Genomic DNA, 25,014 nt, shown 5'->3' on the forward strand with positions numbered 1-25,014 from the left:
CGTTCCCGCCGACCACGTGCGGGGGTAAGGGAGGGACTACCAAATGGATCTTACAAGCCTGCTGGTGCAGGCCGTATCCGGTGCTGTCGGTGGCAGCGCCGTGGGTGCGGCGGCAAAGAACTATTCGCTCAGCCCGATCGGCAATGCCATCGCGGGCGCCGTCGGTGGCGGTGTCTTGGGGCAGCTGATGGGCAACTTCGCCGGCCAAATGATCGAAGGCTGGGTCGGCGACATCGTCGGCGGCGGCGTGGGCGGCATCGTGCTGACGCTCATTGCCGGACTGATTCGCAACATGACGGCCAAATAGGCCTCGCAGGGCGCGGTGCGGCGCACCAAGCGCTGCACCGCACCAGAAGAGCTCCCCCGACATTCCGTCTGGCGGCGCGTTCCGTGCTCCAACGTCGAGCCGCTTCGCCACATTGACCGGTCACGTCTTGTGCGGCACACCTGCCGCCGAGCCAGAAAGATTGCCCCGCATCGCGCCCGTCTCTCGGGCCATCCAGAGGTGAACGATGGTCGATGCCCAGCCCGTGTCCGATCTGAGATGGATTCCGGAAGGCGAGGGCGTCGCCGCCGATGCCAACGATGCCGCCATTCTGGCGCTGCGGCAGCTCATTCGCGAGAAGGACAAGAAGACCGTCCGGAATATCCTCGCGCGCTGGTCGCCCGAGGACATCATGGAGCTGTTGGTCCGGTTGCCCCTCAAGGCTGCCCGCAAGCTCCTCGACATCTTGCCCGACCAGACGTCTTCGCGGGTCCTGTCCGAACTCCGGCCGCAATTCCGCGCGGCGATCACCCGGGACGAGACGGTGGGGCGACTGCGCGATCTCATCCTCCGGATGCCGCCCGAAATGGCCTTCGAGACGTTTCAGGACCTGCCGGACGACGTCCAGGATCGCCTGGGCCCGGACCTCAAGAAGTTCGACCAGATTCAAGCCTCCTTGGGCTTCAGCAAGGAGAGTGCCGGCGAGATCATGCAGCGGCGCCATGTTGCGCTCGCGCCGGACCGTACGGCCGCCGAGGCCGTGGCCGCGCTGCAAAGCGCCTCCGACATGATCGGATCGGTGGATACGGTCTTCGTCATCGACGGCGAGAACCGGCCGATCGGCGCTTTCAAGCCGCGTGCCTTGTTGCTGGTGTCGCCGGAAACGCCGTTGTCCGAAATCATGTCGACCGAGTTTCCCATCGTCTCGTCGGCGACGGACCAGGAAGCGGCGGCGCTCGCCGCGGCCGGCACGGAGTTCAAGAGTTTGCCCGTCGTCGATAACGACGGACGCCTCGTCGGACAGATCACGACCAAGATGCTGGCGCGTGTCGTTGCGGAGGAAGCCGCCGAAGACATGCTGAAGCTTGGCGGCGTGAACGAGGATGCGCGGCCGACGGATTCCGTTCCGCTCATCGTACGCAACCGCTTGCCCTGGCTTCTGGCGGGTCTCGTGGGCGCGACCATCGCGGCCCTCATTATCGGTTCCTTCGAGGACGAGCTCGAGAAGGCGGCGATCCTCGCGGCCTTCATCCCGGTCGTGATGTCGATGGCCGGAAACGCCGGCCTGCAGGCCTCGGTCGTCTCGGTTCAGGCCTTGGCCATGGGCTCCAACTGGCCCGGCGACCGCTTGATCTTCCGCTTCGGGCGCGAGCTTCTCGGGGCGCTCCTCAACGGTGCGATTGCGGGCAGTATTCTCGCGACGCTCATCTTCGCCGGGTCGCTCGTTTTCGATGTCGAGGATCCCGTGCGGCTGGCGCTGGCGACATCGCTGTCCTTGCTGACGGTGACCACGATCGCAGCGATTGTCGGCTCCTTCGTTCCCCTGGCGCTCGACCGCATCGGCATCGATCCCGCCGCGGCGACAGGGGTGTTCATCACGACGAGCAATGACGTGGTGGGCGTACTGGTCTACTTCCTGATGGCCAGCACGTTCTATTTTTGAAATGGCGCGTAACCGAACCGAGCGCGCGATGCATGCGCGCTTAAGGGTTTTACAGCCGAGCCGAAACGGCTAGTAAAAGCCTGGATCGTAACCGGAAGTGGGGGGGAAACGATGTCGCGACTGGTCCTTCTTTGCGGGCTGCTTCTTTGCGGGCTCGCAGCGCTGGCTCTGCCACAAACCTCATTCGCACAGGATGCTGCCGACCGAGGCGCTGCGGCCGAGGCGCCCGCCGCGCCCGCGCCTGCCGCCGCGCCCGCGCCTGCCGCCGCCGCACCCCAGCAGACCGACGAGGCCGAGCCGGACGACGGACTTTCCAGTGAACTCACCGATCCCACGGTGAAGCTGGAAGATCTCGAACTGCTCACCGTTCCGCTCACCGTAGATCAGCTCAAGGCCCTCGCCGCGAAGTGGCTGGAGATCGTCAAGAGCAAGACCGAAGAGGTGGTCGACACGCAGATCGCTCTCTCCAAAGTCGATGGCACGGTCGAGGACGCCGAGCGCGAGAAGCTGACAGCCCTCTACGCCGAGCGGAACAATCTCTTCGATCGCTACAGCGCTGTTCTGAATGCCTGGGAAAAGAAGGGCGGCGACGACAAGGAAATCACCGTCTACCGCGACTATCAGAACGCCATCTTCCTCGAGGAGACGCGAAAGGCCGACACCAAGACCCTCTTGGCTTGGGCGATGGATTGGACCACCAGCGAGGACGGCGGCATCGCGCTCGCCAAGAACGTCGGGATCGTCCTCCTCTCTTTCCTCGTCTTGCTGTTCGTGGCGCGGATGGTCCGCAAGCTGGTCCGGCGCTGGATCGGGCATGTGCCGAACATCTCGGATCTCCTTCAAGCTTTCGTCGTCGGCATCATCTATTGGCTCGTGCTGGCCTTTGGCTTGATGCTGGTCTTGTCGGGGCTGGGGGTCGACGTGACACCGCTCTTCGCACTGTTTGGTGGCGCATCCATCATCGCCGCCTTCGCCATGCAGGACTCGCTCAGCAACCTCGCGGCGGGTTTGATGATCATGATCTATCGTCCTTTCGATGTGGACGACTATGTGGATGTCGGCGGCGTCGCCGGAACGGTGAAGAGTACCAATATCGTGGCGACGACGGTCACGACGCCGGACAACCAGGTCATCGTCATCCCCAACAAGAACGTTTGGGGCAATGTGATCACCAACGTCACCGCAAGCGACACGCGCCGCGTCGATCTGGTCTTCGGCATTTCGTACGACGACTCGATCCCGGAGGCCTTGAAGATTCTCGAGCGGGCGGTCGATGCCCATCCGCTCGTGCTGAAGGACCCTGCACCCACGATCCGCGTCAACGAATTGGCGGACAGCTCCGTCAATCTGATTTGCCGGCCCTGGGTCAAGACCTCCGATTACTGGACGGTCTATTGGGACCTGATGCGCTATGTGAAGGAGCTATTCGATTCCGCGGGCATCTCGATCCCGTACCCGCAGCAGGATGTGCATTTCATCCCGACGGATCCGGCGAAAGCCACGCCGACGCCCGCCATCAAGAGGACGCCTTCGGCCGATAGAGCATCGATTTCCGAAGGCGACGAGGGTCATGACGACGACGGCAAGTAGAAATCAGGAGTCCTTCACATGTCTCTGCGGCTGAAGTCATTTGCGGCGGCCACACGGTCGTTTGCGCTTTCGTTGGTGCTGGCGGCAACGTGCGGCACCGGTGCATCGGCACAGGTCACCATCGATGTGAGCAAGATCACGTGCGATCAGTTCGCGCTCTATAAGGTCGCGAGCCCCGACACGATCGCCGTTTGGCTGAGCGGCTTTTACAGCGGCAAGAGCGGAAACACCGTTGTCGATGTCGAGAGGCTGAAGGGCAATGAGAAGAAGCTGCGCGACTATTGTCTGGAGAATCCCGACACGAATTTGCTCGAGGCGGTCGAGACCTTGATGAAGCCATAAGGCGACGAGCGAAAGCTTGATCGGCCATTTGCGTTAGGGGCAGGGGGACGGGCGTGACGGCAGAACCGACGACAGGCGCGGACGCGCAAACGGTCCCCTGGTGGACGCCGCCAGGGCAGACCGACACGACCGCATTCGCGGCGCTGATCCTTCTCTTTCTTCTGATCTTCGCCGTCTTTCATTTCTACGCGCGTTTCGACCGGTTTGCCGAGGAGCACAATGAAGGCACGCCGCTAAAGACGACGATCCCCACGCTTCTCATGATCGCCTTTGCCTATGAGATCTTCCCGCCTCTGAGTCATTTCAGCATTCTGCTGCCATTGGCCCTCATCGCGACGGCACTCGCGCGCGACCTGATGCTGTGGTTCGAGCCGCGGAAGGAGCACATCCTCAAAGGCGAACTGGAAGGGGCGTTGCTCGACGAATTGCAGCACGAACATATCGGCGAGCACGACCACAGCGGACGACGGGTGCATGAGGAGCCGCCAGAGAAACCGTCAGCGAAACCTTCAGAGAAATCGCCGGCACAGTCCGCTGCGAAGCGGCGCCCGCGCGCCGCCAAGGCCGAGCCGTCTGGCGGGGCGGAGCAAGAGCCGCAAGGGACGCCGGCGACACCCGCGGATAAGGAAGCAGGCGCGAAGGGAGGGACCGGACGTGATTGAGCTGACCGTAACCTCGATCCCGTTCGTGCTGCGGGTGCTGTATCTCCGTTGGAAGGGGATTCCCATCACGCTGTACAACGTCCATATCGCGCTCTTCGCGTGGCTGGCCCTGGCGTTCATCGTCTTCTTCACGGTGTTCTACTATTACCCAAAGTCCTACACGGGCTTCGTGCCGTTTCGCACGGTTCCGGTCGTCAGTGAGAATGGTGGCACGGTCACGAGCATCGAGGTCGACAACGGCAGCCGCGTGAAGCCGGGACAGGTTCTGTTCACCGTGGACGACGCGACCGAACAGGCCGCGGTGAAGGCCGCCGAGCTCAAGCTCGCCGAGATCGACAAATCCTTCGCCTCCGCCGAAGCGGAAATCCATTCCGCGCAAGCCTCCCTCGATCGCGAGAAAGCGGAGCTGCAGCAGGCGATCGAGGTGTTCGACGACCAGGCCGAGCTCAAGAAGCGCAAGTCGCCGGCCTATAACGAGCGCCGCTATCAGGCTGCGGTGGCGGACAAGTCGGCGGGCGAGGCCAAGGTGGCGCAGGCGGAGGCGCTCCTCGACGAGGCCAATCTCCAGCTGAAGGAAGTCCTGCCCGCGCAGCGCGAAAGCGCCAATGCGGCGCTCGAACAAGCCAAGGTGGAGTTGGAGAAGACGACGGTCCGGTCCGAGGTGGACGGGGTTGTCGATCAACTCACCTTGCATGTGGGTGCCCGTGCCGCGCAATTTGCCTCAAACCCGGCGATGCTCATCATTCCCGATCGCGACAAGGCCCATCCCAAGCGCGTCCTCGCCGGGTTCGCACAGGTCGCGCGCTCGGTCCTCTATGTCGGGATGCCGGCCGAGGTCGCCTGCGATACGAACTTCAACGTGGCGATGACGGACGCCGTGCTGCCCGCGCGGATCACGGCGATACAGCCGGAAATCGCCGCGGGGCAGGTGGCCCCGACCGGGCGGCTGCTCGAGCCTCGGAGTTCTCGAAGCGGGGCGAGGTGGTCGTGCTGCTCGAGATGGTCTACCCGGAGCATCGGGAGCTCCTGGTCAATGGCAGCGGCTGTATCGTACAGACCTACGACCGCAATCTTCCCCACGGGCTTCTCGGCCACATCCTGGGCGGGCTCGGCATCATCAAGGCCTGGGGTCTCCGGATCAAAGTCTGGATCGCGCTCGTGACCGGCATCGGGCTTGCCGGCGGCGGGGCGCACTAGGCTTTCGCTGCCGGCCTCAGCACCAGCTGGCTTCGTCCTCATTCGGGTGGCGCAGCAGCTCCTGCACGTTGGCTTCGAGAAGCCGGTAGCCCACATTGCCGAAGAGCTTCTGCCGCCCCTCGTTCATGAGAAAGGTGGGACTGCCGGCGACGCCATTGTCGCCGGCCATGCCGTAATCGATCGTGAGCGCGGCGAGGGCTTCCGACGAGCGGAACGTCTGCTCGATGGCCCCATAGTCCATGCCGATGCGAGCCGCGATCTCCCGATGAACCTGCCAATCGCCGATGTCCAGGGCCTCGGCGAAGAAGGCATGGCGGATTTCCCGCGCGGCACGCGTGGACAGCCTGTCGAGATAGGGGAGGGCCGGGCTGTCGCCCTCCACCAGCTTGACGGCCTTCAGGAACTGGTGCGGGCTGGCGGAAGTGCGCGGGCGGCCGCGCAGCCACACGTCGTCATGGACGGTGATATGGGGAAACCGCGCCGCGACCTCCTTGAGATGCTTGTTGAACTGCTCGAACCCGCCTCGGCTTTCGATCTTCCCCCATGCATCGGGGAACACGGAGCAGTAGCGGGGGACGATGTCGATCTGATCGCCGAACTGTTCCGCGAGCTCGTCCAGGCGCCGCTCGGCCACGTAGGCCCAGATGCAGAGCACGTCGGAATAATAGGAAATTTCGACCTTGGACATGGTTTCCCTTCTCGTTTACGGCCCGATCCGGCCGCCATGGCACGCCTGCAGCCTTGCGCCGGCGCAAAACCACCCCATATGCGGTGCCGAGCGGGTCGCGGCTCCGGCGGGACCGCGAGTGGCGGCGTCATGCTTACCCGGCCGCTTCATGCTATGATGTACACGGCCAATGTGCCATCGCGGGGACGAACGCCATGAGTGTCAAAGCAACGGATCGAGCAGGGCGCCGCTGTCGGAATCGCGTCTTGCGGCATGGACTCTTGCAGGGCCTTCTCGCCGCAATGCTCTGCATGCTGACGAGCCAGGCCTTCGCCGCCATCCTCATCAACATCGACAAGCCCACCCAGACCATGACCGTCTCCGTGAACGGCGAGACGCGCTATCGCTGGCCTGTTTCCACCGGTGCCTCGGGCTATTCGACGCCGACGGGCAACTACGCCGCCTTTCGCATGGAGAAGATGCACTATTCGGACGAGTGGGACGGTGCAGGGATGCCCCACTCGATATTCTTCACCACGCGCGGCCATGCCATTCACGGCTCCAATCATCCGGGCATGGGCACGCCACGCTCCCATGGCTGCGTGCGGCTTTCGCTCAAGAACGCCGAGACGCTCTATTCCCTGGTCGAAAGCCACGGCATGGGCGGCACCAAAGTGGTCGTCGCGGGGTCGGATCCTGCCGGCAACTGGGCCGCGAGTTCCGCCCCGCCGGCCGTGCGCACGCGAGGTCAAGGTGAGGCCTTCGGACCGACGGAAACGGGGCAGCGCGCCGGCCCCTTCCGCGGCCTGTTCCGCAGGCGGCAACGCTAGGGTTTTGGTTCGCGCATCGTGAAAACGGGCTAGCTGGTCTCGCGGCGCTTCGGACACTTCGAGCACGGCTTCTTCTTCGGGCACTTTGAGCAGGGCTTCTTGGCGCCTCCGTGTTTCTTGCTTTTCGAGCGGGAGGCTTTCCCATCAAACCGTTCTACGCCATGAGCTGCTCGCGCCGCGCCAGGAGCGCATCGAGCTTTTCCTGCTGATCGGCGATGCGCGCCGCATTGCGCTCTTCGTCGGCGGCGCCGGAAAACGCGGCGGCCTGCTCCATCAGCTCGCGCAAATTCTCCTCGACGATCTGAATGCGGCGCTCCACTTCCTCGAGCGTGAGGTTTTCGATGCTCATGGTTACTCCTGGTTCGCGTTTCCGGGATTTGGGTGTTCTTGCCGGCAAGCCTAGCAAAGTTGGTTGAAGAGCCGTTTTGATCCAGAACAAGCGGCTGGGGAAGCAGATGAGGCGCCGATCTTGCGGCCGGCGCCTCGTGGTGTTCATTCGCGAATGAAAACCGTGGGATCCGTTAGCCCTCCTCGGACTCCTCCATCGGATCTTCCTCGGCGGGAGCCTCGTCCATCGTGTCGTCTCCGGCCGGAGCCTCGTCCATCATTTCGTCATCGGCCGGTGCCTCGTCCGTCATCCCTTCTTCGGACATGATCTCTTCACCCATGTCGTCCTGGGCGAAAGAAGGGGCTGGCATGGAGGCGAACCCAAGCAGCAACGCCGTACCAAACGTCAACGCACTCAAGAGCTTGAGCATTCTGTTCGTTCCTTCATATAGAGACGCGGCCAGTCGCCGCGCAACCGAAAATAGTGGGTCAAACGCGCCCCCTGGCAAGTGGAAAAATGCGCGTTTTTCGAGAAAAGAAGGGCGTTTGCCGGGCGAGGCGGCGCCGCGTCGGAAGCGGGCCGGCTCTTGCCCTGAGTGGGAGTCGAACCGCACAACACGCGGTCCTGTAGACCGCGCAGTCTTACCGTTTAGACGACCAGGGCGGCCATCGCTTAACGCCCCGGCAGCCTTTCGGTCAAGGGCGGAGCACCGTTCCCCGCGTCCGCCCGAAAACGCCGCGCGCCCACATGCGCTCACGGACTTGGCGCGCGCATCTTGCAGGCGCCGAAATCCTGGAGCGCTTCGCCGAACGAGAGACTGAGACGCGCCGTTGCTGCGTCGAGAAGACGCGACCGCGCATCGCTGAGCTGGCCGATCGCGGTCTCCAGCGCTTCGAGCCGTGCGTTCAGCTGCGCGATCGCCGGATCGAGCGCGGCGCGCTTTTCCGCCTCCTTCTCCTGCAGCGCGGTCCGCAGGGCCTGGATCTCGGCGGTGAGGTTTCCGAGCTGCGCTTTGACGCGGCCCGGCTTCACGTCGACGCGCGCGAGGACCGCGTCGGTCATGGTGGCCGCGACGGTCTCGGCCAGATGCGTGACCTTTGCGGTGGCGGCAAGCGCGAGCAGCGCCGCCACGATCACGAGGACGGCGGTGCCGTTGACCAGCGCCAAGAGCATCTGGCCCGGAAGCCGCCGCAGGCGGTCGGAAAGCGCGTTGGTTTGGGGGTCGGGCATGTCGGCTCCTTCGGGGGGTCTGCGCGGCGCGGCGGCGGGGAAACGTGTCCGCCAGTCCCAGATTTTAACCGGCGCCGTCGGCCCTCAAAGGAATTCTTCGAGACCGGCGATCGCGCTGAGGAGACGATCGTGACTCTTCCCGGCCTCGGTGTGGGCGCGGCCCAAGGTCTCGTGCTCCCCTTTCGAGGGGCTGGGGGCGTGCGCGTCGCCGTGCGCGATGGACTCTTCGTGACGGGCGATCTCCGCGCGATGCGCCGCGATTTCGGCCTCATGGGCGAAGAGGTGCGCCTCGACCCGCTTGAGAATTGCCAGCGCCCGCATATGGTCCGCCGACCATTTCAAATGCTCCTGCTCGTAGCGCAGATGATCCTTATGCGCCTCAACACTGGTCTCGGTCATGAGCGATGGTCTCCTTCTCGTTCTTCTTGCTCGTCGTTCTTGCTCGTTGTTCTTGCCGTTTCGGCGCGCACCGAAACCAGCCAATCCTAGCGCGAAAGACACGGCCGGGACCCGGTTCGCTTTGCCCGCCTAGGACGGACGTTCGTCGTCTTCCTTGGCCGGGTCGATCACCAGCAGAAGCCGGGTCTCTCCGAGCCCCGCGATCTGGGGAGACCGGTGCACGATGCCCGAATGCTCCGGCCCAGGCCAAAGCCGCCCGCGGAAGAGGCCGACCGCTCCCGTTGGCAGCCGACGGATCTCACGCGGATCCTCGCCCGCGTGCGATCGTCCATATTCGGTTCCGCGACCGCGATAGGTGCACAGCAAGCGTGCCGGAACATGGTCGAGGTGAAACTTCCGGCAGGCGTTGTCGTGCAGCACGTCCAGGCGAAGGGTCACCTTGTCGGTCTTCATGATCCGCGCGAACAATCGCGCAAGGATCCCGATATCGCCGGCCAGCAGCGACCCATACGAAGCATCCGTCGTGCCGCGCGGCGCGCACAGAGCTTCCAAACGGCTCTCGACCTGATCGGGGCGCAGCACAAGGCGGGTTTCCGGGAGGCTTTCCGGCGGAAGCGCCTCGAGCCATTCCAGGAGCCCCGCCTGCGGCCGGCGCTGCCAGATCGCAGCGGCACAGCCGGGAGACCAAGTGTCCGCGAGGACGTCCGGCGCGCCACCCTGTGCCACGGTTTGCGCGCGCGGGCGCGTCGCGGTGTCCTCGGTGGTCGAAGGAGCCACTTGCCTGTAAGGAGACGGCCCGGACAACGTCGTGTCCGGCAAACGAAGATCAGTCGTCAAAGCGGAAGCTCCATCGAGAGGATGTTATAACGTAACAATTGCTCGTTGTTAGTGGCATCCTCCGGGGGCGTCAAGGCGATTGCGGGACGGACGGCAAGACCGCGCAAGGCTCAGCCCGGGGCTCGTCAACACGAGGCCGAAACGCGCAAGGCTCGGAGCGCAGGGGGCGGGGTGGGGAAGGCGCCGCATCCCGGCAAGCCGTGACACGGATTTAACACGCTCCGTGGCTATGGTCTTGCCGCCCCAAGGGGCCCAACGGGAACAAGGCCCGCCGGAAAGGTGTTTGCTTGAGGGCAACCCGTCCGCGGAAGCCGACAAAGGGAGAGCAACGATGCCATATCTGTCCGGTGTGCTGACCGGGATCATCCTCACGATCGTGGTGGTTTTCCTCATCGACCATGTGGGTGACGAGCCGGCGAGCCAAGACATCGTCAATTGGGACTATGTGGCGTCGAGCTCGGCCAGTCCGCCGGCAAGGTGGCCGACGAGGTGCGCGAGGAGGTGCACAAGGCGACCGCGCCGGAGCCTGAAGCCGCGCCCGAAACGCCCTCGCAAGCCGCGCCTGCGCCGGAGCCCGAAGCCGCCCCCGCGCCCGAGCCCGCCACCCCGCCGGTCACCACCGACATGCCTTAGGGAAGGGGGTTTCTCTTTTTGGCCCTACCGCGCTTCGCGCTACTTGAGGGCTCTTTGTCTGCGCTATCGCCTAGCGGCTACTTGAGCGCTTGTTTGTGCGCTACCGGCCTAGCGGCCTGCTTGAACGCATGTTTGTTTGCGCTACCGCCTGGCGGCTGCTTGAGCGCGCGCCCGAGCATGACGAGTCATTGTGTCCGCGCATGGTTCGAGGCCCGGCCGTCATCCTGAGGCGCGAGCGCAGCGAGCTCGAAGGACGGCCGGGTACCTCACCATGACGAGTCCGAGTCCAAGCACCCACGCCAAAACACCTCTCGCGTAAACACGACAAGGTTCTCTTATTTGCGCTACCGGCCTAGCGGCTGCTTGAGCGCGAAACTCCCTACGTCTCAAAACAACAGCCCTCACGCAGTGAGGACTTGCGGGGCGCTGGTCGGCCGCCGTCCGATTGTTTTTTGTGGGCAGCCTTCCGGCGCCCCGCATGGTATCTGGACGTTGTGAACACGCCTCGACACCGCAGCGATGTTTTAGAGCCCCATGCCGCGCGGCTTACCTCCAGTGGCACAGGCACGCGCAGATCCGCGCACCTCACCCGACGACCCACGCGTTACAGCGCAGGTGGGCGGATTAGGGACCCCCGAGGCTGGTCCGTTAGCCGAGACGCGGTTTTCCGGGGCCGGCCTCCACTGAGACTTCGACGCCCATCCGTACCGCGCCACCCCGGGCGCTGCGTCCCAAGCTCCGAACAACAGACGGTCTGCAGCTCGCGTCCTCATGAGCAAGGGATGGACGCAGTCTACGGCAGGATTTCGGGAGGGGGATAAGGTGAGGGGAGAAGGGTGCTCAAATGCTTTGGAGCACCAACCGTGCAGGTCCTCGCAGCTATATCCTCAAACTTCGTGGTAGACTCAGCCATAGTCACTGGGCACACGGTTCCGACGTCATGTCTTCACTCGTTAAGCTATATGGGGAATTTTGGAACCCCGATATTGTAGATTGGGGATCACAGGGTGCCGGGAACAAAGGAACGTTGCCAGGAACTCTAATCATCGACGGGACGAAGAAAGAAGTTGATTGCTGGGATGCTCGTGGCATCTATATCTTGCATGAAAACTTCCGCGCCACATACGTAGGAAAAGCATTCTCCACGCCGATAGGAAAGCGGCTCAGGGACCACCTAACGGACAGGCTTGCGGGTCGTTGGGACATGTTCTCTTGGTACTCCACCTCAAACTATAGAAGGACGAAAAATGATCTAAGCGTGGCTGGCCAGAGAAACCTAAATCCAGAAACAATTATTTCTACGCTTGAGGCACTAGCAATATTGATTGCTGATCCGCCTCTGAATCGCAAACGTGAAAGCCTCCCGAACGCAGTTGAAGTGAACAGGCTGAATCGCCGCACCCGCAAACCATCCGGCATTACTTGCAGGAGATAATGAGAAAATTGGATGCTGGTTCGAACGACCCGTGACTCGGTAGGCCCGGGCGCCGCCTCGCTAACCGGAGGGCAGACGGTCTGCGGTTCGCGTCATTTTGGGAGTGGGGACAAGTTCCGTGGTCAACGGACTCAACCCGGCCCAATGCAGGAAGTAGAGTCTGTTCTGGAACTACTCAGCTTGTGCCTGGCTTCGTCGTGCGGAACTCGTTGAGCTTCTGAAGCAGTGTCAGCATCGACTGAGGAATTTCCTCTTTGCGGAACTGAGTTGCGACAGATACGGGTGTCAGACTGACCCCATAGTGCTCCTGCAAATGTGCATTGAGCATTGAGAACACTTTCTTGCCGGGTACGATCTTTAGCCGTGACGAACTATCTCCCCATGCTTCCTCGAAGCACTTGACGGCGCGAGTGGTCAATGTCGATCGATCTATCGTAGGGCTCGTTCTCTTTTCGCTCTCCACCATTTGAGAGATGTATATCCCGCTCGTCTCCTGTTTGATCTGATCTGTGAGTGTAAGCAGCAGGTCCCCAATATCCTCGTCGAAACTCAGAACTTTTCCTGTCCGTGCGGAATGTTCCCCGACTTTCGCTTTTATCGCGCGTTGAAGTGGTGCTTGCTCCAGCAGAAAATTCTCCAGTTCCTTTCGATCATGGAAATGCACGAACTCTGTTGAGCCTTTTAATGCGTCGCAGAGCTTTTTGATTTCCGACGCTGACCGGTAATCACGGTCGAAAATGACGGACTTCAAAATTGAGACCCCAAGCGTGAGTTCGATCCCCTTGGAATACTCATCGATTCGGTTCGGGATAAACCCGTCCATGGGGATCACGGCAAAGTCAGCACGCGTCGCCACGTCAGCGATGCCCGCCTTCCTTGCAAACGAACTCAAGAGTTGAAAGTCTTTGCCTTCGACAAAGACAGCCCGCCGGGACTTTGCCAATTGAGTCAGCGTGGGATTGAGGTTCGATCCAAGGACCTCGAAAAGATTTTGAAGCTGAGCGGGATCCTTGATTCGCTTCGCTGATTGAGACTTCTTGTGGACGATCAGAATATCGCCGGGGTCGGCTTCAGTGATGATTTCCGTCGAGTGAGTGGCAATAAGGATGTCAGGTCCGAGGTCAGTCAGAATGTTTAAAAGTTGGCGCTGGAGGTCAGAATGCAGGTAGATGTCCGGCTCATCGATTATCAGTAGAGAGTCAGATTCTGATCTCAGGACATAAGTCAGCATCTGGCACCAGACCTGAAAGCCGAACCCAGCCCAAAAAATCTCCCTTGGATACCGTTCTTCAGGACAGAACATGCGTAGAGTTGCTTTTCCGTCCCCGTATTCCGGTTCGGGTCTCTCTATGTCCATGCCCGGCCAGGTTTCCCGGACTAGCGTGCGAAACTCATCAAACTTGTCGCCGAAGTGATACCAAATGTTTCTGAAGTTTCTGGACGCGCGATGCGTCAGCAAAGCCTGTCGCGCCGCCTCAGATTTGTATAGGGGCTCGTCATGTTCCACGGGCCCCAAGACCGGAACAAAACCAATGGTCGCGGTGTAGGTGCTCTTGAATACGGCCGGAGTGCGAACCGGGCGGCCGACTGGATTGCAGATCAGGTAACATACGCCCACCTCCGGGAAAATCAGATGGAGCTCGTTGCCGTCTGAAAGTTTGAATTCAATCTTCGCAGGGTTCTCCTCATCATAGTTCGTAAAAACGTTCTCCGTTGAGATCGGAAGATTCTCCAAAAAGATGCGATAGCCATGATCAGACAGGTCGCCGACACGCACCGGTTCCGGTCTGCGAGACCTTGCACGTCGCAGCCCTTCCGCCAGGATGCGGAAAGCACCAAGGATCGTGGATTTTCCGGCGTTGTTGGGGCCTACAAGTACGTTGAAGTGGCGCAACTGTACGGAGAAATTCTTCAACGCCTTGTAGTTGCGAAAGCGCACGGACGAGAAACGTTGATCGACAGGCACTGCTCTAGCCCACTAGTCAAACCCATACCTGAGAGAGTTTACGCAGCTTTGCTACTATAGGTAGTCCGAAAAGCCGTCCTTAAGGCTCTACTCCCCCACCACAGCCTTCTTCCGTGTGCTGCGTTTTGGTTTGGTGGCGGACGTCTTTCCGTTAGCCGATTTTCCGTTCGCATTCTTGTCAGCGCCAGCACTCTTGCCGTTCGCGGCCTTCGCACCGCCTGACCTCGCCGCTGATTTCGCAGGTGCGCGGGTTGCGCCGCCGCGCCGGTCGAGCAGCTCCTTCAGATACTGCCCCGTATAGCTGTCCTTGACGGCCGCCACCTCTTCGGGCGTGCCGGTGGCGACCACGTGGCCGCCGCCGTCGCCGCCTTCGGGGCCGAGGTCGACGATGTGGTCCGCCGTCTTGATGACTTCGAGATTGTGCTCGATGACGATCACGGTGTTGCCCTGGTCCACCAGCTCGTGCAGCACTTCGAGTAGCTTCGCTACATCATGAAAGTGAAGGCCGGTCGTTGGCTCATCGAGAATATACAGTGTACGTCCCGTCGCGCGTTTGGACAGCTCCTTGGAGAGCTTGATGCGCTGGGCCTCGCCGCCGGACAGCGTCGTCGCCTGCTGGCCCACATGGATATAGCCGAGCCCGACGCGTTTGAGCGTCTCCAGCTTGTCGCGCACGCTTGGCACCGCCTTGAACAACTCGGCCGCCTCCTCGACGGTCATGTCGAGCACGTCGGCGATGGACTTGCCCTTGAACTTGATCTCCAGCGTCTCGCGGTCGTAGCGCTTGCCCTTGCACACGTCGCAGGTGACGTAGATGTCCGGCAGGAAGTGCATCTCGATCTTGATGACGCCGTCGCCCTGGCAAGCCTCGCAGCGCCCACCTTTCACGTTGAAGGAGAAGCGCCCCGGCTTGTAGCCACGCGTCTTCGCCTCGGGCAGCTCGGCGAACCATTCCCGGATGGGCGTGAAGGCGCCCGTATAGGTCGCGGGGTTCGAGCGGGGCGTGCGGCCGATCGGGCTCTGGTCGATGTCGATGACCTTGTCGAGATGTTCGAGCCCTTCGATCGCGTCGTGCTCGCCGGGCAGCTCGCGGGCGTTGTTCAGCTTGCGGGCCACCGCGCGGTAGAGCGTCTCGATGAGGAAGGTGGACTTGCCGCCGCCCGACACGCCCGTCACGCAGGTGAAGAGGCCGAGCGGCAAGTCCACGTCGATGTTTTTCAGATTGTTCTCGCGCGCGCCTTTGACGGTGAGGCGCCGGCCGCGTTTCGGCTTGCGGCGCGCCGAGGGGAGCGGGATCTGCTTGAGCCCCACGAGATACTGCCCGGTGAGGCTGTCGGGGTTCTGCATGATCTGCGCCGGCGTGCCTTCCGCCACGACCGCGCCGCCATGGGAGCCGGCGCCGGGGCCCATGTCCACCACGTGGTCGCTCTCCAGGATCGCGTCCTCGTCATGCTCCACCACGATCACCGAGTTGCCGAGATCGCGCAGGTGCTTCAGGGTGTCGAGCAGGCGCGCATTGTCGCGCTGGTGGAGGCCAATCGACGGCTCGTCGAGCACGTAGAGCACGCCGGTGAGCCCTGAGCCGATCTGGGAGGCGAGGCGGATGCGCTGGCTCTCGCCGCCTGAGAGGGTGCCTGAGGCGCGGGCGAGCGTGAGATATTCGAGCCCGACGTCGTTGAGGAAGGACAGCCGCTCGCGGATCTCTTTCAGGATGCGCTCGGCAATCTCGTTCTGTTTCGGGGTGAGTTCGCCGGGGAGCGCGTCGAACCACTCCTTGGCCTCGAGGATCGACATGTCGGTGACTTCGCCGATATGGAGCCCGGCGATCTTCACCGCGAGCGCCTGCGGCTTCAGCCGGTAGCCGAGACAGGCCTCGCAGGGCTGGTCGGACTGGTAGCGCTCCAGCTCCTCGCGCACCCAGTTGGACTCGGTCTCGCGCCAGCGCCGCTCGATATTGGTGATCACCCCTTCGAACGGCTTCTGGGTCTCGTAGCGGCGCACGCCGTCGTCATAGGTGAAGGTGACCTCGTCGATGGAGCCGTACAGCACGATCTCGCGGAAGTCCTCCGGCAGGTCCTTCCACGGCTTGGTCATGGGTTGCTTGTAGTGCTTGGCGACCGCTTCGAGCGTCTGCTGGTAATAGGGCGATGTCGCGCTCGTGCGCGTCCAGGGCGCGATGGCGCCGCGGTTGAGCGAGAGCGCATCGTTCGGCACCACCAGGTCCGGCTCGAAGAACAGCTCCGTGCCGAGCCCGTCGCATTCGGGGCAGGCGCCATAAGGGTTGTTGAACGAGAACAGGCGCGGCTCGATCTCCTCGATGGTGAAGCCCGAAACGGGGCAGGCGAACTTCGCCGAGAAGATGAGGCGCTTGTCCTCTCCGGGCCCGCGCTCTTCGGCGAACTCGGCGATGGCGATGCCGTCGGAGAGGCCAAGTGCGGTCTCGAGCGAGTCCGCGAGGCGCGCGGACATGTCGGACCGCACCACGACCCGGTCCACCACCACGTCGATATCGTGCTTCAGCTTCTTGTCGAGCTTCGGCGCCTCGGCGATCTCGTAAAACTGATTGTCGATCTTGACCCGCTGGAAGCCCTTCTTCTGGAGATCGGCCAGTTCTTTCCGGTATTCGCCCTTGCGGCCGCGCGCGATGGGCGCCAGCAGATAAAGCCGCGTGCCTTCGGGGAGCGCCAGCACCCGGTCCACCATCTGGCTCACGGTCTGGCTCTCGATGGGAAGCCCTGTGGCGGGAGAATAGGGGATGCCGACCCGCGCCCAGAGCAGGCGCATATAGTCGTAGATCTCCGTCACCGTGCCCACGGTCGAGCGCGGGTTCTTGGAGGTGGTCTTCTGCTCGATGGAGATGGCCGGCGACAGGCCCTCGATATGGTCCACGTCCGGCTTCTGCATCATGTCCAGGAACTGGCGCGCGTAGGCCGAGAGGCTCTCCACATAGCGCCGCTGCCCCTCCGCATAGATCGTGTCGAAGGCCAGCGAACTCTTGCCGGAGCCGGAAAGTCCTGTGATCACAACGAGTTGTTCGCGCGGCAGGTCCAGGGACACGTTCTTGAGATTGTGCTCCCGGGCGCCGCGAATGGAGATGGATTTTGCCGTCATGCTGGGAGCTAATGTCGGGGGATGGAGGCTAGCGCGCAAGGCATAAGAGGCCGCAGGGGCGGGAAGACGGGCCGTTTTTCGTCAGGAAAGCAGCGCCAGCTTCTTCAGGCGCGACCGGATCGCGCCGGGCTTGCGGCCCAGGATCTCGGCGATCGCGGTGACGCTTTCGCCCACATGGTGCAGACGGCGCAGCTCCTGTTCTTCCGCGTCCGTCCAGGGGGCATAGGCTTTGCCGTGGGTCTGGCGTAGGGCGGCAACGTCGTAACTTTTCCCGGACGTATCGGCCGCGCTTGCCCCGTGGGCTTCCATGAACGCCTGCTGCCGCAGGTCGAGCTCCTTTGGCCCGAGACGCGTCAGGGCCTCAAGCGCGTCGGCCGAGGCACTGCGGAACTCGGCGTCCTTCTCGATGGCCTGGGGATGGACCTGCAACGCGCGCTCGTTGAGCCCCAGGAGTTGCAGCCCTTTGAGACTGCGCAGGCGCGAGAGCGCCACATAGCCCTGGCCGTATTCGAAGGCCTGTGAGAGATCGATCACGGCGGCGTCCAGGGACATGCCCTGGCTCTTGTGGACGGTGATCGCCCAAGCCAGCCGCAGCGGGTGCTGGGTGATGCTGGCGCGTTCGGTGCCGCTCTCCTCGATCTTCCATGTCACGGGCTCGGCGACGATGCGCTTGCCGGCCTTCGTGCGCACCACCGGCGTGCCGGTTTCGGCGTCGAAGTCCTCCACCAGCCCCAGCGTGCCGTTGACGTAGCGTCCCGCCGGATCGTTCTTGGTGAACATCACCACGGCTCCCAGCTTCAGCGCCAGCGTTTCCGGCGAAAGGCAGCCGCGCTTCAATGCGTCGATGGAGAATTGGGCGCCCTTGGCCGTCATGGCAAAGATGCGCGGTTCGCCCTCGAGCTTGCCGAGTTGCTGCCGGTTGATGTCGTCCACGGCCGCATTGTGGGTGAACAGCCGCGTCCGGGTGGGCGGCAGCGTGTCGTGGGCGACAAGGCGCGAGGCAAGGCGCTCCCGGTGAGTGCCTGTGCAGGCGTTGCCGCGGATCGCATCGAGAATGTCGAGAAAGGGCTGGTCGTCCTGGCGGTGCTGTTCCGACAGATAGCAGACCGTGGGATCGAGATCCCGCCAGGCGCCGAACCGTGGGCGAACCCGGCATCCGACTCATCGCCGTCGCCGCCGAATTGCAGCATGCCGTCATTGGATTGCCGGCGCACCACGGGCGGCAACTGGAAGAAATCGCCCACAAGCACGACCTGGATGCCGCCGAACGGCGCGTTCGTCGCCCGGACGTGCCGGCAGACCGTGTCGGCCAAGGTCAGGGTCCGCGCCGGCAGCATGGAGACTTCGTCGATGACGAGGACCTTGGTCTTTTCGATGCGCGCCGCCAGGCGGCGGTTGCTCGCGATCGTGTCCAGGTCGCGCCGGGTCAGGGCGTTCTTGACGCCGACTCCGCTCCAGGCATGGATGGTGACCCCATGACCATGGGTGGCGGCGATGCCGGTCGAGGCCGTATAGGCGTAAGGAATGCCCGCCTCGGCCAGGTCTTCCAGGTAGCGGTTCACCGTGTGGGTCTTGCCGCTGCCCGGCCGGCCCGTGAGAAAGACGCTAGCGCCGGTCTTGAGCAGCGCCAGGGCCTCGTCTTGCGTCATGCTATGGCCTCGTCTTGCGTCATGACAGTCTCCTATCGGGCGCACGCTCCGAACTGGGGAGGGCGGGGAATGGGTTATACCCATTCAAACGACATCAGCTCCGATTCGCGAGTGCCGAGACCATCCATGACCATAACCCGTACCCAATATGCCATCGCCGCCGCGCTGATCGTGGCCACAGCGCTCGCGCTTTACGCGATGGGGCATCCGTGGATCTGCAAATGCGGCACCGTGAAGCTCTGGCATTTCCAGGTGGTGAGTGCGGAGAATTCCCAGCACATCGTCGACTGGTACACGCCCTCGCACGTCATCCACGGGTTCCTGTTCTACTTTCTGTTCTGGCTGGTGGCGCCGCGCGCCTCGTTCGGCACCAGGCTCATTCTCGCGATCGCCGTGGAAGCGGCCTGGGAGATCATCGAGAACACCGACTACGTGATCGACCGCTATCGCGAGGCCACGGTCGCACTCGATTACTACGGCGACAGCGTGCTCAATTCAGTGAGCGACGTTGCCTTCATGATCCTGGGCTTCGTGCTGGCGGCGTGGTTGCCCGTCTGGCTCACGGTGCTGATCGCGGTCGCGTCGAGGTCTTACCGGCATCATGATCAGGGACGGGCTCGCGCTCAACGTGCTGATGCTGCTGTGGCCCAGCGAAACCGTGCTTCAGTGGCAGAACAGCCGGTGAGTTCCGGCGCGTGTCATGGTTCGGAGCCCAGCCGTCATCCCGAGGCGCGAGGGCGATCGCCCGAGTCTCGAAGGACGGCTGGGTACCTCGCCATGACGGATGCGGCGGCTAGAGCGGCACGCGGATGTCGAACACCATGATCAGGATCAGCCACACATAGGCGATGACGGTCGGATAGAACGTGACGCCGAAGCCGAGGCCCGCAAATACGGGTTCTTGTGATAGCCCACCCAGAACAGGATCCGGCCCACCACGAAGAGCCCTGTGAGGATCGGCAGCGTGCGCGCCTCCTCTATCGGGCAGTACATGGCAAGGCCCGCATTGGCGATGAAATAGGCCGTGAACTGCTCGAACGTGTTGAGGATGAACTTGGTGTTGATCTCGACCGGCGAGTTCGGCTTGGGCGTTGAGCCGACGAACATCGAGGGGTCGAGCCGCTGCGCGGCAACGATGCAAATGCCTAGGACGCCGGGAAGGATGGCGACCACGGCATCCTTGATGACGAGCGCCAGACGGTCGGCAATGCCCCAAGCGTCTGGCGTCCAATCCCAAAACGTCTTGCCGGCGGCGAAGACGGCCGCCGAAAACAACCAGTTGCCCACCAGCGTGGCGATGAAGGGCCACTGCATGGCGGTGAAGCCGAAATACTTCACTCGGGGGTCGCGCCGCTTGCCTTTCCGGCGCGTTGATGTCTGTCCCTGGCGGACCTGCCGCTGCATCGTTCTTGCTTTTCCTGGATCTTAAGGCAGGCGGCCCCGGAGGAAGAGGCGCGCTACCGATACATTGTCTATCTTTTTGTTAGCCATAGGGCGGGCGCTCAGGAATCACAAGAGGGCAACACACTGGACGGGCGAGAACAAAACAGGTACATATGGATCGTTCCCGCTGATCCGACAGGCTGTGGACAGTTGGGACAGGGCGCTCAAGTCTCCTGGCACGCGAAGGTCCTTGCGCCTATCGTGCCGGATTGCCTTTTGCGGGCCCTGCGCCCGAAGAAGGGCGATGTGACGCGGCAGCGCCAAGACAGCCCGCAGTATTAAGACAGGCGCGGCAGGGCCAAGACAGCCGCGGCAGCGCGAAGTCAGCCCGCAGCGCTAAGACAGCCGCGAAACGCAGGGGAGATCGGAAGCATGGCCGGATCGGTCAACAAAGTCATTCTCATCGGTAATCTCGGAGCAGACCCGGAGGTTCGCCACACCCAGGACGGCCGTCCTATCGTCAATCTGCGCCTGGCCACCACCGACAGCTGGCGCGATAAATCGACGGGGGAGCGGCGCGAGAAGACCGAATGGCATCGGGTGGTGATTTTCTCCGAAGGGCTCGCCCGCGTGGCCGAGCAATATCTCCGCAAGGGCTCGAAAGTGTATGTGGAGGGCTCCCTGCAAACCCGCAAATGGGAAGATCAGTCCGGCCAGGAGCGCTACACGACCGAAGTCGTCCTGCAGGGGTTCAATTCGACGCTGACCATGCTGGACGGACGCCAGCAAGGCGGCGGCATGAACGAAAGTGGCGGTGGCGGCGATTTCGGCCGCACCAAACCGCTCAGCGGCGGCGGATCGTTCAACAAGGAACTGGACGACGAAATCCCGTTTTAGGGTCTGAGGGGCAGTTCCCCTGGGGCTTCGTCTAGGGCCGGCGCGTCATCCCAATCCCGCATCCGCTGTAGGCGCGGTGCGACTGCCGCGAAGCGGCCGCCGCGTAAACTGCGTCACGCGACGCCGCGATCGCGGTCACCGGGTCTATGCGTCGGTGGTCGACTCCATGCCGGAGACGTATTTGGAGCTGAACGTCTTCTCGCCGAGACGGTCCAGCAGGCTCAGCTGAAGCTCGAGCCAACTCTTGTGGCCTTCCTCGTCGAGGAGGATCTTCTCGAAGAGCGTGCGCGTTCCCACATCGGCCTGTTCGCCGGCCTGCATCGCCGCCTCGGTGTAGAACATGATGGCCTCTTCCTCGTCGGCGAGATCGGCCTTGAACATCTCCTCGAGGGACTTCGCCTTGACCGGCTTCTTGTAGAACTCGAGCTCCGGTTCGCCGTTCAGGAACATGATGCGGTTCATGTACTCGTTGGAGTGCCCCAGCTCCTCCTGCATCTCCTCGCGCATCTGGGCCGCCAGCTTGTCGAGCCCCCAGTCGTCCAGCGTGTGCGCGTGCAACTGATATTGATGCATCGCCGACAGCTCCATCGACAACGCTTTCTGAAGGTTCTTCATGGTCGTTTCGTTGCTCATGTCATCGTCTTCCTTCTCAATGGAGGTCTTGATCAGGGGCGCCAAGACCTGGGAGCGCCAAAAAACTGGGAGCGCCAAAACCTGCGGCAAGCATGTCCTGGTACGTCGGCATTGAAGCTTGTCTTTCAAGTGGGGCTAATACGTAGGCCTTCAATGCGACAGGCCAGCGCGCCCTCTTGCCCGGCAACCTATACGATACGATGCCATCCCGACAGGATCCCGCGCGGGGCTCCGAGCGAACGCGAACGCGCAAAGAATGGCCCCTGGAGCGTCACGAAACGACCCTTGCGAGGGGTTGAAAAATCCTGCGGTTTTTGCCTCGCATCGTGCCTCGGCAACTACTTGTATTATATAGCTAAAATCATGCCCATAAGCGGCCGATGGCGGTTGCAGAATCGGACTGAAATCAGCTATAGACATAGCTCCTCGAGCGCGTCCCCGAGACCAACGCGACCAAAGCGTTCTTTCGCATGGGCGAGCGTTCACCAACCGACTTTAGAAGGCATTTCCGTCCTTGGCTGACGAAGACGATTCAGGCGTCGAGGGACCGTCCTCCTCCGACATCAGGCCGATCTCGCTCATCGACGAGATGAAGCGCTCCTACCTCGATTACGCCATGAGCGTGATCGTTTCGCGCGCGCTCCCCGATGCGCGCGACGGCCTGAAGCCCGTGCACCGGCGCATCCTGTTTTCGATGCGCGAGAACAACTACACCCCGGACCGCCCGTACAACAAATCGGCGCGCGTGACGGGCGATACGATGGGTAAGTACCATCCGCACGGCAACCAGGCGATCTATGACGCGCTGGTCCGCCTGGCGCAGGACTTCTCCATGCGGCTGCCGCTGATCGACGGGCAGGGGAATTTCGGCTCCATCGACGGCGACCCGCCCGCGGCCGAGCGTTACACCGAAGTCCGTCTGGCAAAGCCCGCCATGGCGCTGCTCGACGACCTCGAAAACGACACTGTCGACTTCCAGCCGAACTACGACGGGCGCGAGCAGGAGCCGGTCGTCCTGCCGGCCAAATTTCCCAATCTGCTCGTCAATGGCGCGGGCGGCATCGCCGTCGGCATGGCCACCAATATTCCGCCGCATAATCTCGGCGAAGTGTGCGACGCCTGTATCGCCTATCTCGACAATCCGGCCATTGAGATCGACGAGCTGATCGAAATCGTTCCGGGTCCGGACTTCCCCACGGGCGGGCTCATCCTGGGCCGCGCGGGCATCCGCTCCGCCTATCACAAGGGGCGCGGCTCGGTCACCATGCGCGGCCGCGTTCACGTCGAGGAAGTGCGGAAGGACCGGGAGGCGCTGATCGTCACCGAGATTCCCTATCAGGTGAACAAGGCCTCGATGGTCGAGAAGATCGCCGAGCTCGTGCGCGACAAGAAGATCGAGGGCATCGCCGACATCCGCGACGAGAGCGACCGGCAGGGCATGCGCGTCGTCATCGAGCTGAAGCGCGAGGCCATGGCCGATGTCGTGCGCAATCAGCTCTACCGCTTCTCGCCGCTCCAGAGCACGTTCGGCTGCAACATGGTCGCCCTGAACGGCGGCCGCCCCGAAGTGCTCAATCTCAAGGACCTGATCCGGGCCTTCACCGATTTCCGTGAGGAGGTCGTCGGACGCCGCATCAAGCATCTCTTGAAGAAGGCGCGCGATCGCGCCCACGTGCTGGTGGGCCTCGCCATCGCCGTTGCGAATATCGACGAGGTCATCGTGCTCATTCGCAAGGCGCCCGATCCCGCCACAGCGCGGGCGCAGTTGATGGAGCGGGACTGGCCGGCCAAGGATGTGGCCCCTCTGGTGGAGTTGATCGCCGATCCGCGCCACACGGTTTCACCTGAGGGCACCTACAAACTCTCCGAGGAACAGGCCAAGGCGATCTTGGATTTGCGTTTGCAGCGCCTGACGGCGCTCGGCCGCGACGAGATCGGCGACGAGCTGATGGGCCTCGGCAAGCAGATCTCCGAGTATCTGGACATCCTGCGCTCGCGGGCGCGCATCGTCGACATCGTCAAGGGCGAGCTGAACGAGCTCAAGGAACAGTTCGGCACGCCGCGGCGCACCGAGATCACGGAGATGATGGGCGAGGTCGAGGACGAAGACCTCATTCAGCGCGAGGACATGGTCGTGACCGTGTCCCACAAGGGCTACATCAAGCGCGTGCCGCTCTCGGCCTACCGTGCCCAACGCCGTGGCGGCAAGGGGCGCGCCGGCATGGCGACGCGCGAGGAGGATTTCGTCAGCCGTCTGTTCATCGCGAACACCCATACGCCGGTTCTGTTCTTTTCCTCGCGCGGCATGGTCTACAAGATGAAGGCGTGGCGCCTGCCGCAGGCGGCACCGCAAGCGCGCGGCAAGGCCCTCATCAATCTGCTGCCCTTGGGCAAGGACGAGATCATCACCACCATCATGCCGCTGCCCGAGGACGAGGCGTCGTGGGAGAAGCTCGACGTGATGTTCGCCACCAACGACGGCAGCGTCCGCCGCAACAAGCTCTCCGACTTCATCGAGGTACGCCAGAACGGCAAGATCGCGATGAAGCTCGCGGAGGGCGACCGCATCGTTGGCGTCGAAGTATGCAACGACCAGCAGGACGTGCTGCTCACCTCGCGCGACGGTCAGGCCATTCGATTCCAGGTCGACGATGTGCGCGTGTTCAAGGGTCGGCAGTCGTCCGGCGTACGCGGCATCAATCTCGGCAAGGGCGACGAGGTCATCTCCATGGCGATCCTCAACCATGTGGACGCCGAAGCGGCCGAACGGGCCGCTTATGTCCGTCAGGCCAACATGGTGCGCCGCGGCGGGGCCGATTTCGAGCCGGATATCGAGCCGGAAGGTGAGGGCGGCGAGGACATGGCGCTCAGCCCCGAGCGCTACGCGGAACTGAGCGCCCACGAGCAGATGGTGCTGACCATCTCGGAGAACGGCTACGGCAAGCGGTCCAGCGCCTACGAGTATCGGGTGTCTGGCCGCGGCGGTAAGGGCATCATCGGCATGATCGTCAACGAGCGGAACGGCAAGCTCGTCGCCTCGTTCCCGGCCGACGACAGCGACCAGCTCATGCTGGTGACCGATCGGGGGCAGCTCATCCGCGTGCCCGTCGACGGCATCTCTGTCGTGGGCCGCTCCACCCAGGGCGTCATCATCTTCGACACCGCCGCCGACGAGCGCGTGGTCTCGGTCGAGCATATTCCCGACGAGAGCGGCAACGGCGAGGACGGTGAAGACGATGGCGGCGACGCGGGGAGCGCGCCGGGTCCCGACGGCGGGGAGACGGTCTAGCGGTCCCG

Annotated in this window: 22 protein-coding genes, 1 tRNA gene and 1 pseudogene; 11 read left to right on the top strand and 13 right to left on the bottom strand. The window is 62.8% G+C overall.

The window, feature by feature from the left end:
• The first annotated feature begins 43 nt into the window (after positions 1 to 43).
• The 6 genes from AUC68_RS11070 (at position 44) to AUC68_RS11095 (ending at position 5,684) form a co-directional block, all read left to right on the top strand.
• The gene (locus AUC68_RS11070; RefSeq protein ID WP_069437676.1) at positions 44 to 307 is read left to right on the top strand and encodes a hypothetical protein; all 264 of its coding nucleotides are present in this window, start codon (positions 44 to 46) and stop codon (positions 305 to 307) included.
• 205 nt (positions 308 to 512) lie between these two features.
• Positions 513 to 1,928 carry a magnesium transporter gene (gene mgtE, locus AUC68_RS11075; protein WP_069437677.1) on the top strand — a complete coding sequence of 472 codons (1,416 nt, stop codon included), beginning with the start codon at positions 513 to 515 and terminating at the stop codon, positions 1,926 to 1,928.
• A gap of 111 nt (positions 1,929 to 2,039) precedes the next feature.
• Positions 2,040 to 3,518, top strand: coding sequence for a mechanosensitive ion channel family protein (locus tag AUC68_RS11080; protein ID WP_069437678.1), 1,479 nt, complete (start codon positions 2,040 to 2,042; stop codon positions 3,516 to 3,518).
• Positions 3,519 to 3,536: 18 nt separating this feature from the next.
• A complete protein-coding gene (locus tag AUC68_RS11085; protein ID WP_083240659.1) occupies positions 3,537 to 3,860 on the top strand; it encodes an HdeA/HdeB family chaperone in 324 nt (107 codons plus the stop codon).
• Between the two features lie 53 nt (positions 3,861 to 3,913).
• Positions 3,914 to 4,522: a hypothetical protein gene (locus tag AUC68_RS11090; protein WP_069437679.1), complete on the top strand. Its 609-nt coding sequence runs from the start codon at positions 3,914 to 3,916 to the stop codon at positions 4,520 to 4,522.
• On the top strand, positions 4,515 to 5,684 hold the full coding sequence (locus tag AUC68_RS11095; RefSeq protein ID WP_204377022.1) for an HlyD family secretion protein: 1,170 nt from the start codon (positions 4,515 to 4,517) through the stop codon (positions 5,682 to 5,684). The genes AUC68_RS11090 and AUC68_RS11095 overlap by 8 nt, the downstream gene beginning before the upstream one ends.
• A 51-nt stretch (positions 5,685 to 5,735) precedes the next feature.
• Here AUC68_RS11095 and AUC68_RS11100 read toward each other — a convergent pair whose 3' ends face one another.
• Positions 5,736 to 6,407, bottom strand: a complete 672-nt coding sequence (locus AUC68_RS11100) for a DsbA family oxidoreductase (RefSeq protein WP_069437680.1) — start codon at positions 6,405 to 6,407, stop codon at positions 5,736 to 5,738.
• A gap of 194 nt (positions 6,408 to 6,601) precedes the next feature.
• Here AUC68_RS11100 and AUC68_RS11105 point away from each other — a divergent pair, with 194 nt between their 5' ends.
• A complete protein-coding gene (locus tag AUC68_RS11105) occupies positions 6,602 to 7,216 on the top strand; it encodes a L,D-transpeptidase (RefSeq protein ID WP_083240660.1) in 615 nt (204 codons plus the stop codon).
• 154 nt (positions 7,217 to 7,370) lie between these two features.
• Here AUC68_RS11105 and AUC68_RS11110 read toward each other — a convergent pair whose 3' ends face one another.
• The 6 genes from AUC68_RS11110 to AUC68_RS11130 all read right to left on the bottom strand — a co-directional run bounded on the left by AUC68_RS11110 (position 7,371) and on the right by AUC68_RS11130 (position 10,010).
• A complete protein-coding gene (locus AUC68_RS11110) occupies positions 7,371 to 7,565 on the bottom strand; it encodes a hypothetical protein (RefSeq protein ID WP_069437682.1) in 195 nt (64 codons plus the stop codon).
• A 172-nt stretch (positions 7,566 to 7,737) separates the two neighbouring features.
• A complete protein-coding gene (locus AUC68_RS11115) occupies positions 7,738 to 7,974 on the bottom strand; it encodes a hypothetical protein (protein WP_069437683.1) in 237 nt (78 codons plus the stop codon).
• A gap of 157 nt (positions 7,975 to 8,131) precedes the next feature.
• Positions 8,132 to 8,207, bottom strand: a tRNA-Cys gene (locus AUC68_RS16815).
• A gap of 90 nt (positions 8,208 to 8,297) precedes the next feature.
• On the bottom strand, positions 8,298 to 8,774 hold the full coding sequence (locus AUC68_RS11120; protein WP_141701232.1) for a hypothetical protein: 477 nt from the start codon (positions 8,772 to 8,774) through the stop codon (positions 8,298 to 8,300).
• 84 nt (positions 8,775 to 8,858) lie between these two features.
• The gene (locus AUC68_RS11125) at positions 8,859 to 9,173 is read right to left on the bottom strand and encodes a hypothetical protein (protein WP_069437685.1); all 315 of its coding nucleotides are present in this window, start codon (positions 9,171 to 9,173) and stop codon (positions 8,859 to 8,861) included.
• A gap of 129 nt (positions 9,174 to 9,302) precedes the next feature.
• Positions 9,303 to 10,010, bottom strand: a complete 708-nt coding sequence (locus AUC68_RS11130) for a DUF1826 domain-containing protein (protein WP_204377023.1) — start codon at positions 10,008 to 10,010, stop codon at positions 9,303 to 9,305.
• A 435-nt stretch (positions 10,011 to 10,445) separates the two neighbouring features.
• On the opposite strand from AUC68_RS11130, the gene AUC68_RS11135 reads away from it, so the two are divergent.
• Positions 10,446 to 10,643, top strand: coding sequence for a hypothetical protein (locus tag AUC68_RS11135; RefSeq protein WP_069437686.1), 198 nt, complete (start codon positions 10,446 to 10,448; stop codon positions 10,641 to 10,643).
• 1,610 nt (positions 10,644 to 12,253) lie between these two features.
• On the opposite strand, the gene AUC68_RS11140 is transcribed toward AUC68_RS11135, so the two are convergent.
• From AUC68_RS11140 to AUC68_RS11155, 4 genes are all read right to left on the bottom strand, one after another.
• Positions 12,254 to 14,044 carry an ATP-dependent nuclease gene (locus tag AUC68_RS11140; protein ID WP_069437687.1) on the bottom strand — a complete coding sequence of 597 codons (1,791 nt, stop codon included), beginning with the start codon at positions 14,042 to 14,044 and terminating at the stop codon, positions 12,254 to 12,256.
• Between the two features lie 87 nt (positions 14,045 to 14,131).
• Complete coding sequence (uvrA, locus tag AUC68_RS11145) at positions 14,132 to 17,155, bottom strand: excinuclease ABC subunit UvrA (protein ID WP_083240661.1); 3,024 nt, start codon at positions 17,153 to 17,155, stop codon at positions 14,132 to 14,134.
• A gap of 81 nt (positions 17,156 to 17,236) precedes the next feature.
• Positions 17,237 to 18,088 (bottom strand): hypothetical protein, encoded by an 852-nt coding sequence (locus AUC68_RS11150; RefSeq protein WP_069437688.1) that lies wholly within the window; start codon positions 18,086 to 18,088, stop codon positions 17,237 to 17,239.
• Entirely contained in the window at positions 18,025 to 18,804 is a 780-nt protein-coding gene (locus AUC68_RS11155) for an AAA family ATPase (RefSeq protein WP_069437689.1), read from the bottom strand. The genes AUC68_RS11150 and AUC68_RS11155 overlap by 64 nt, the downstream gene beginning before the upstream one ends.
• Before the next feature lie 126 nt (positions 18,805 to 18,930).
• Between AUC68_RS11155 and AUC68_RS11160 the strand changes: the two are divergent.
• A pseudogene (locus tag AUC68_RS11160) lies at positions 18,931 to 19,489 on the top strand (DUF2585 domain-containing protein).
• A 146-nt stretch (positions 19,490 to 19,635) separates the two neighbouring features.
• Here AUC68_RS11160 and AUC68_RS11165 read toward each other — a convergent pair.
• On the bottom strand, positions 19,636 to 20,208 hold the full coding sequence (locus tag AUC68_RS11165; protein ID WP_069437690.1) for an MAPEG family protein: 573 nt from the start codon (positions 20,206 to 20,208) through the stop codon (positions 19,636 to 19,638).
• A 411-nt stretch (positions 20,209 to 20,619) separates the two neighbouring features.
• Between AUC68_RS11165 and AUC68_RS11170 the strand changes: the two genes are divergently transcribed.
• Positions 20,620 to 21,084 carry a single-stranded DNA-binding protein gene (locus AUC68_RS11170; RefSeq protein ID WP_069437691.1) on the top strand — a complete coding sequence of 155 codons (465 nt, stop codon included), beginning with the start codon at positions 20,620 to 20,622 and terminating at the stop codon, positions 21,082 to 21,084.
• Between the two features lie 144 nt (positions 21,085 to 21,228).
• On the opposite strand, the gene AUC68_RS11175 is transcribed toward AUC68_RS11170, so the two are convergent.
• Positions 21,229 to 21,717, bottom strand: coding sequence for a bacterioferritin (locus tag AUC68_RS11175; RefSeq protein ID WP_069437814.1), 489 nt, complete (start codon positions 21,715 to 21,717; stop codon positions 21,229 to 21,231).
• A gap of 514 nt (positions 21,718 to 22,231) precedes the next feature.
• Between AUC68_RS11175 and gyrA the strand changes: the two genes are divergently transcribed.
• The gene (gene gyrA / locus AUC68_RS11180; protein ID WP_069437692.1) at positions 22,232 to 25,006 is read left to right on the top strand and encodes a DNA gyrase subunit A; all 2,775 of its coding nucleotides are present in this window, start codon (positions 22,232 to 22,234) and stop codon (positions 25,004 to 25,006) included.
• The last annotated feature ends 8 nt before the right edge of the window (positions 25,007 to 25,014 follow it).

It is taken from the genome of Methyloceanibacter methanicus (genome assembly GCF_001723285.1).
Lineage (GTDB): Bacteria > Pseudomonadota > Alphaproteobacteria > Rhizobiales > Methyloligellaceae > Methyloceanibacter > Methyloceanibacter methanicus.

Bases quoted from the DNA above. Each gene is read 5' to 3' on its own strand.
- AUC68_RS11125 (WP_069437685.1), bottom strand. From the start codon at position 9,173: ATGACCGAGACCAGTGTTGAGGCGCATAAGGATCATCTGCGCTACGAG.
- AUC68_RS11115 (WP_069437683.1), bottom strand. From the start codon at position 7,974: ATGCTCAAGCTCTTGAGTGCGTTGACGTTTGGTACGGCGTTGCTGCTT.
- uvrA (WP_083240661.1), bottom strand. From the start codon at position 17,155: ATGACGGCAAAATCCATCTCCATTCGCGGCGCCCGGGAGCACAATCTC.
- AUC68_RS11155 (WP_069437689.1), bottom strand. From the start codon at position 18,804: ATGACGCAAGACGAGGCCCTGGCGCTGCTCAAGACCGGCGCTAGCGTC.
- AUC68_RS11070 (WP_069437676.1), top strand. From the start codon at position 44: ATGGATCTTACAAGCCTGCTGGTGCAGGCCGTATCCGGTGCTGTCGGT.
- AUC68_RS11080 (WP_069437678.1), top strand. From the start codon at position 2,040: ATGTCGCGACTGGTCCTTCTTTGCGGGCTGCTTCTTTGCGGGCTCGCA.
- AUC68_RS11085 (WP_083240659.1), top strand. From the start codon at position 3,537: ATGTCTCTGCGGCTGAAGTCATTTGCGGCGGCCACACGGTCGTTTGCG.
- AUC68_RS11165 (WP_069437690.1), bottom strand. From the start codon at position 20,208: ATGCAGCGGCAGGTCCGCCAGGGACAGACATCAACGCGCCGGAAAGGC.
- AUC68_RS11105 (WP_083240660.1), top strand. From the start codon at position 6,602: ATGAGTGTCAAAGCAACGGATCGAGCAGGGCGCCGCTGTCGGAATCGC.
- AUC68_RS11175 (WP_069437814.1), bottom strand. From the start codon at position 21,717: ATGAGCAACGAAACGACCATGAAGAACCTTCAGAAAGCGTTGTCGATG.
- mgtE (WP_069437677.1), top strand. From the start codon at position 513: ATGGTCGATGCCCAGCCCGTGTCCGATCTGAGATGGATTCCGGAAGGC.
- AUC68_RS11120 (WP_141701232.1), bottom strand. From the start codon at position 8,774: ATGCCCGACCCCCAAACCAACGCGCTTTCCGACCGCCTGCGGCGGCTT.
- AUC68_RS11100 (WP_069437680.1), bottom strand. From the start codon at position 6,407: ATGTCCAAGGTCGAAATTTCCTATTATTCCGACGTGCTCTGCATCTGG.
- AUC68_RS11170 (WP_069437691.1), top strand. From the start codon at position 20,620: ATGGCCGGATCGGTCAACAAAGTCATTCTCATCGGTAATCTCGGAGCA.
- AUC68_RS11110 (WP_069437682.1), bottom strand. From the start codon at position 7,565: ATGAGCATCGAAAACCTCACGCTCGAGGAAGTGGAGCGCCGCATTCAG.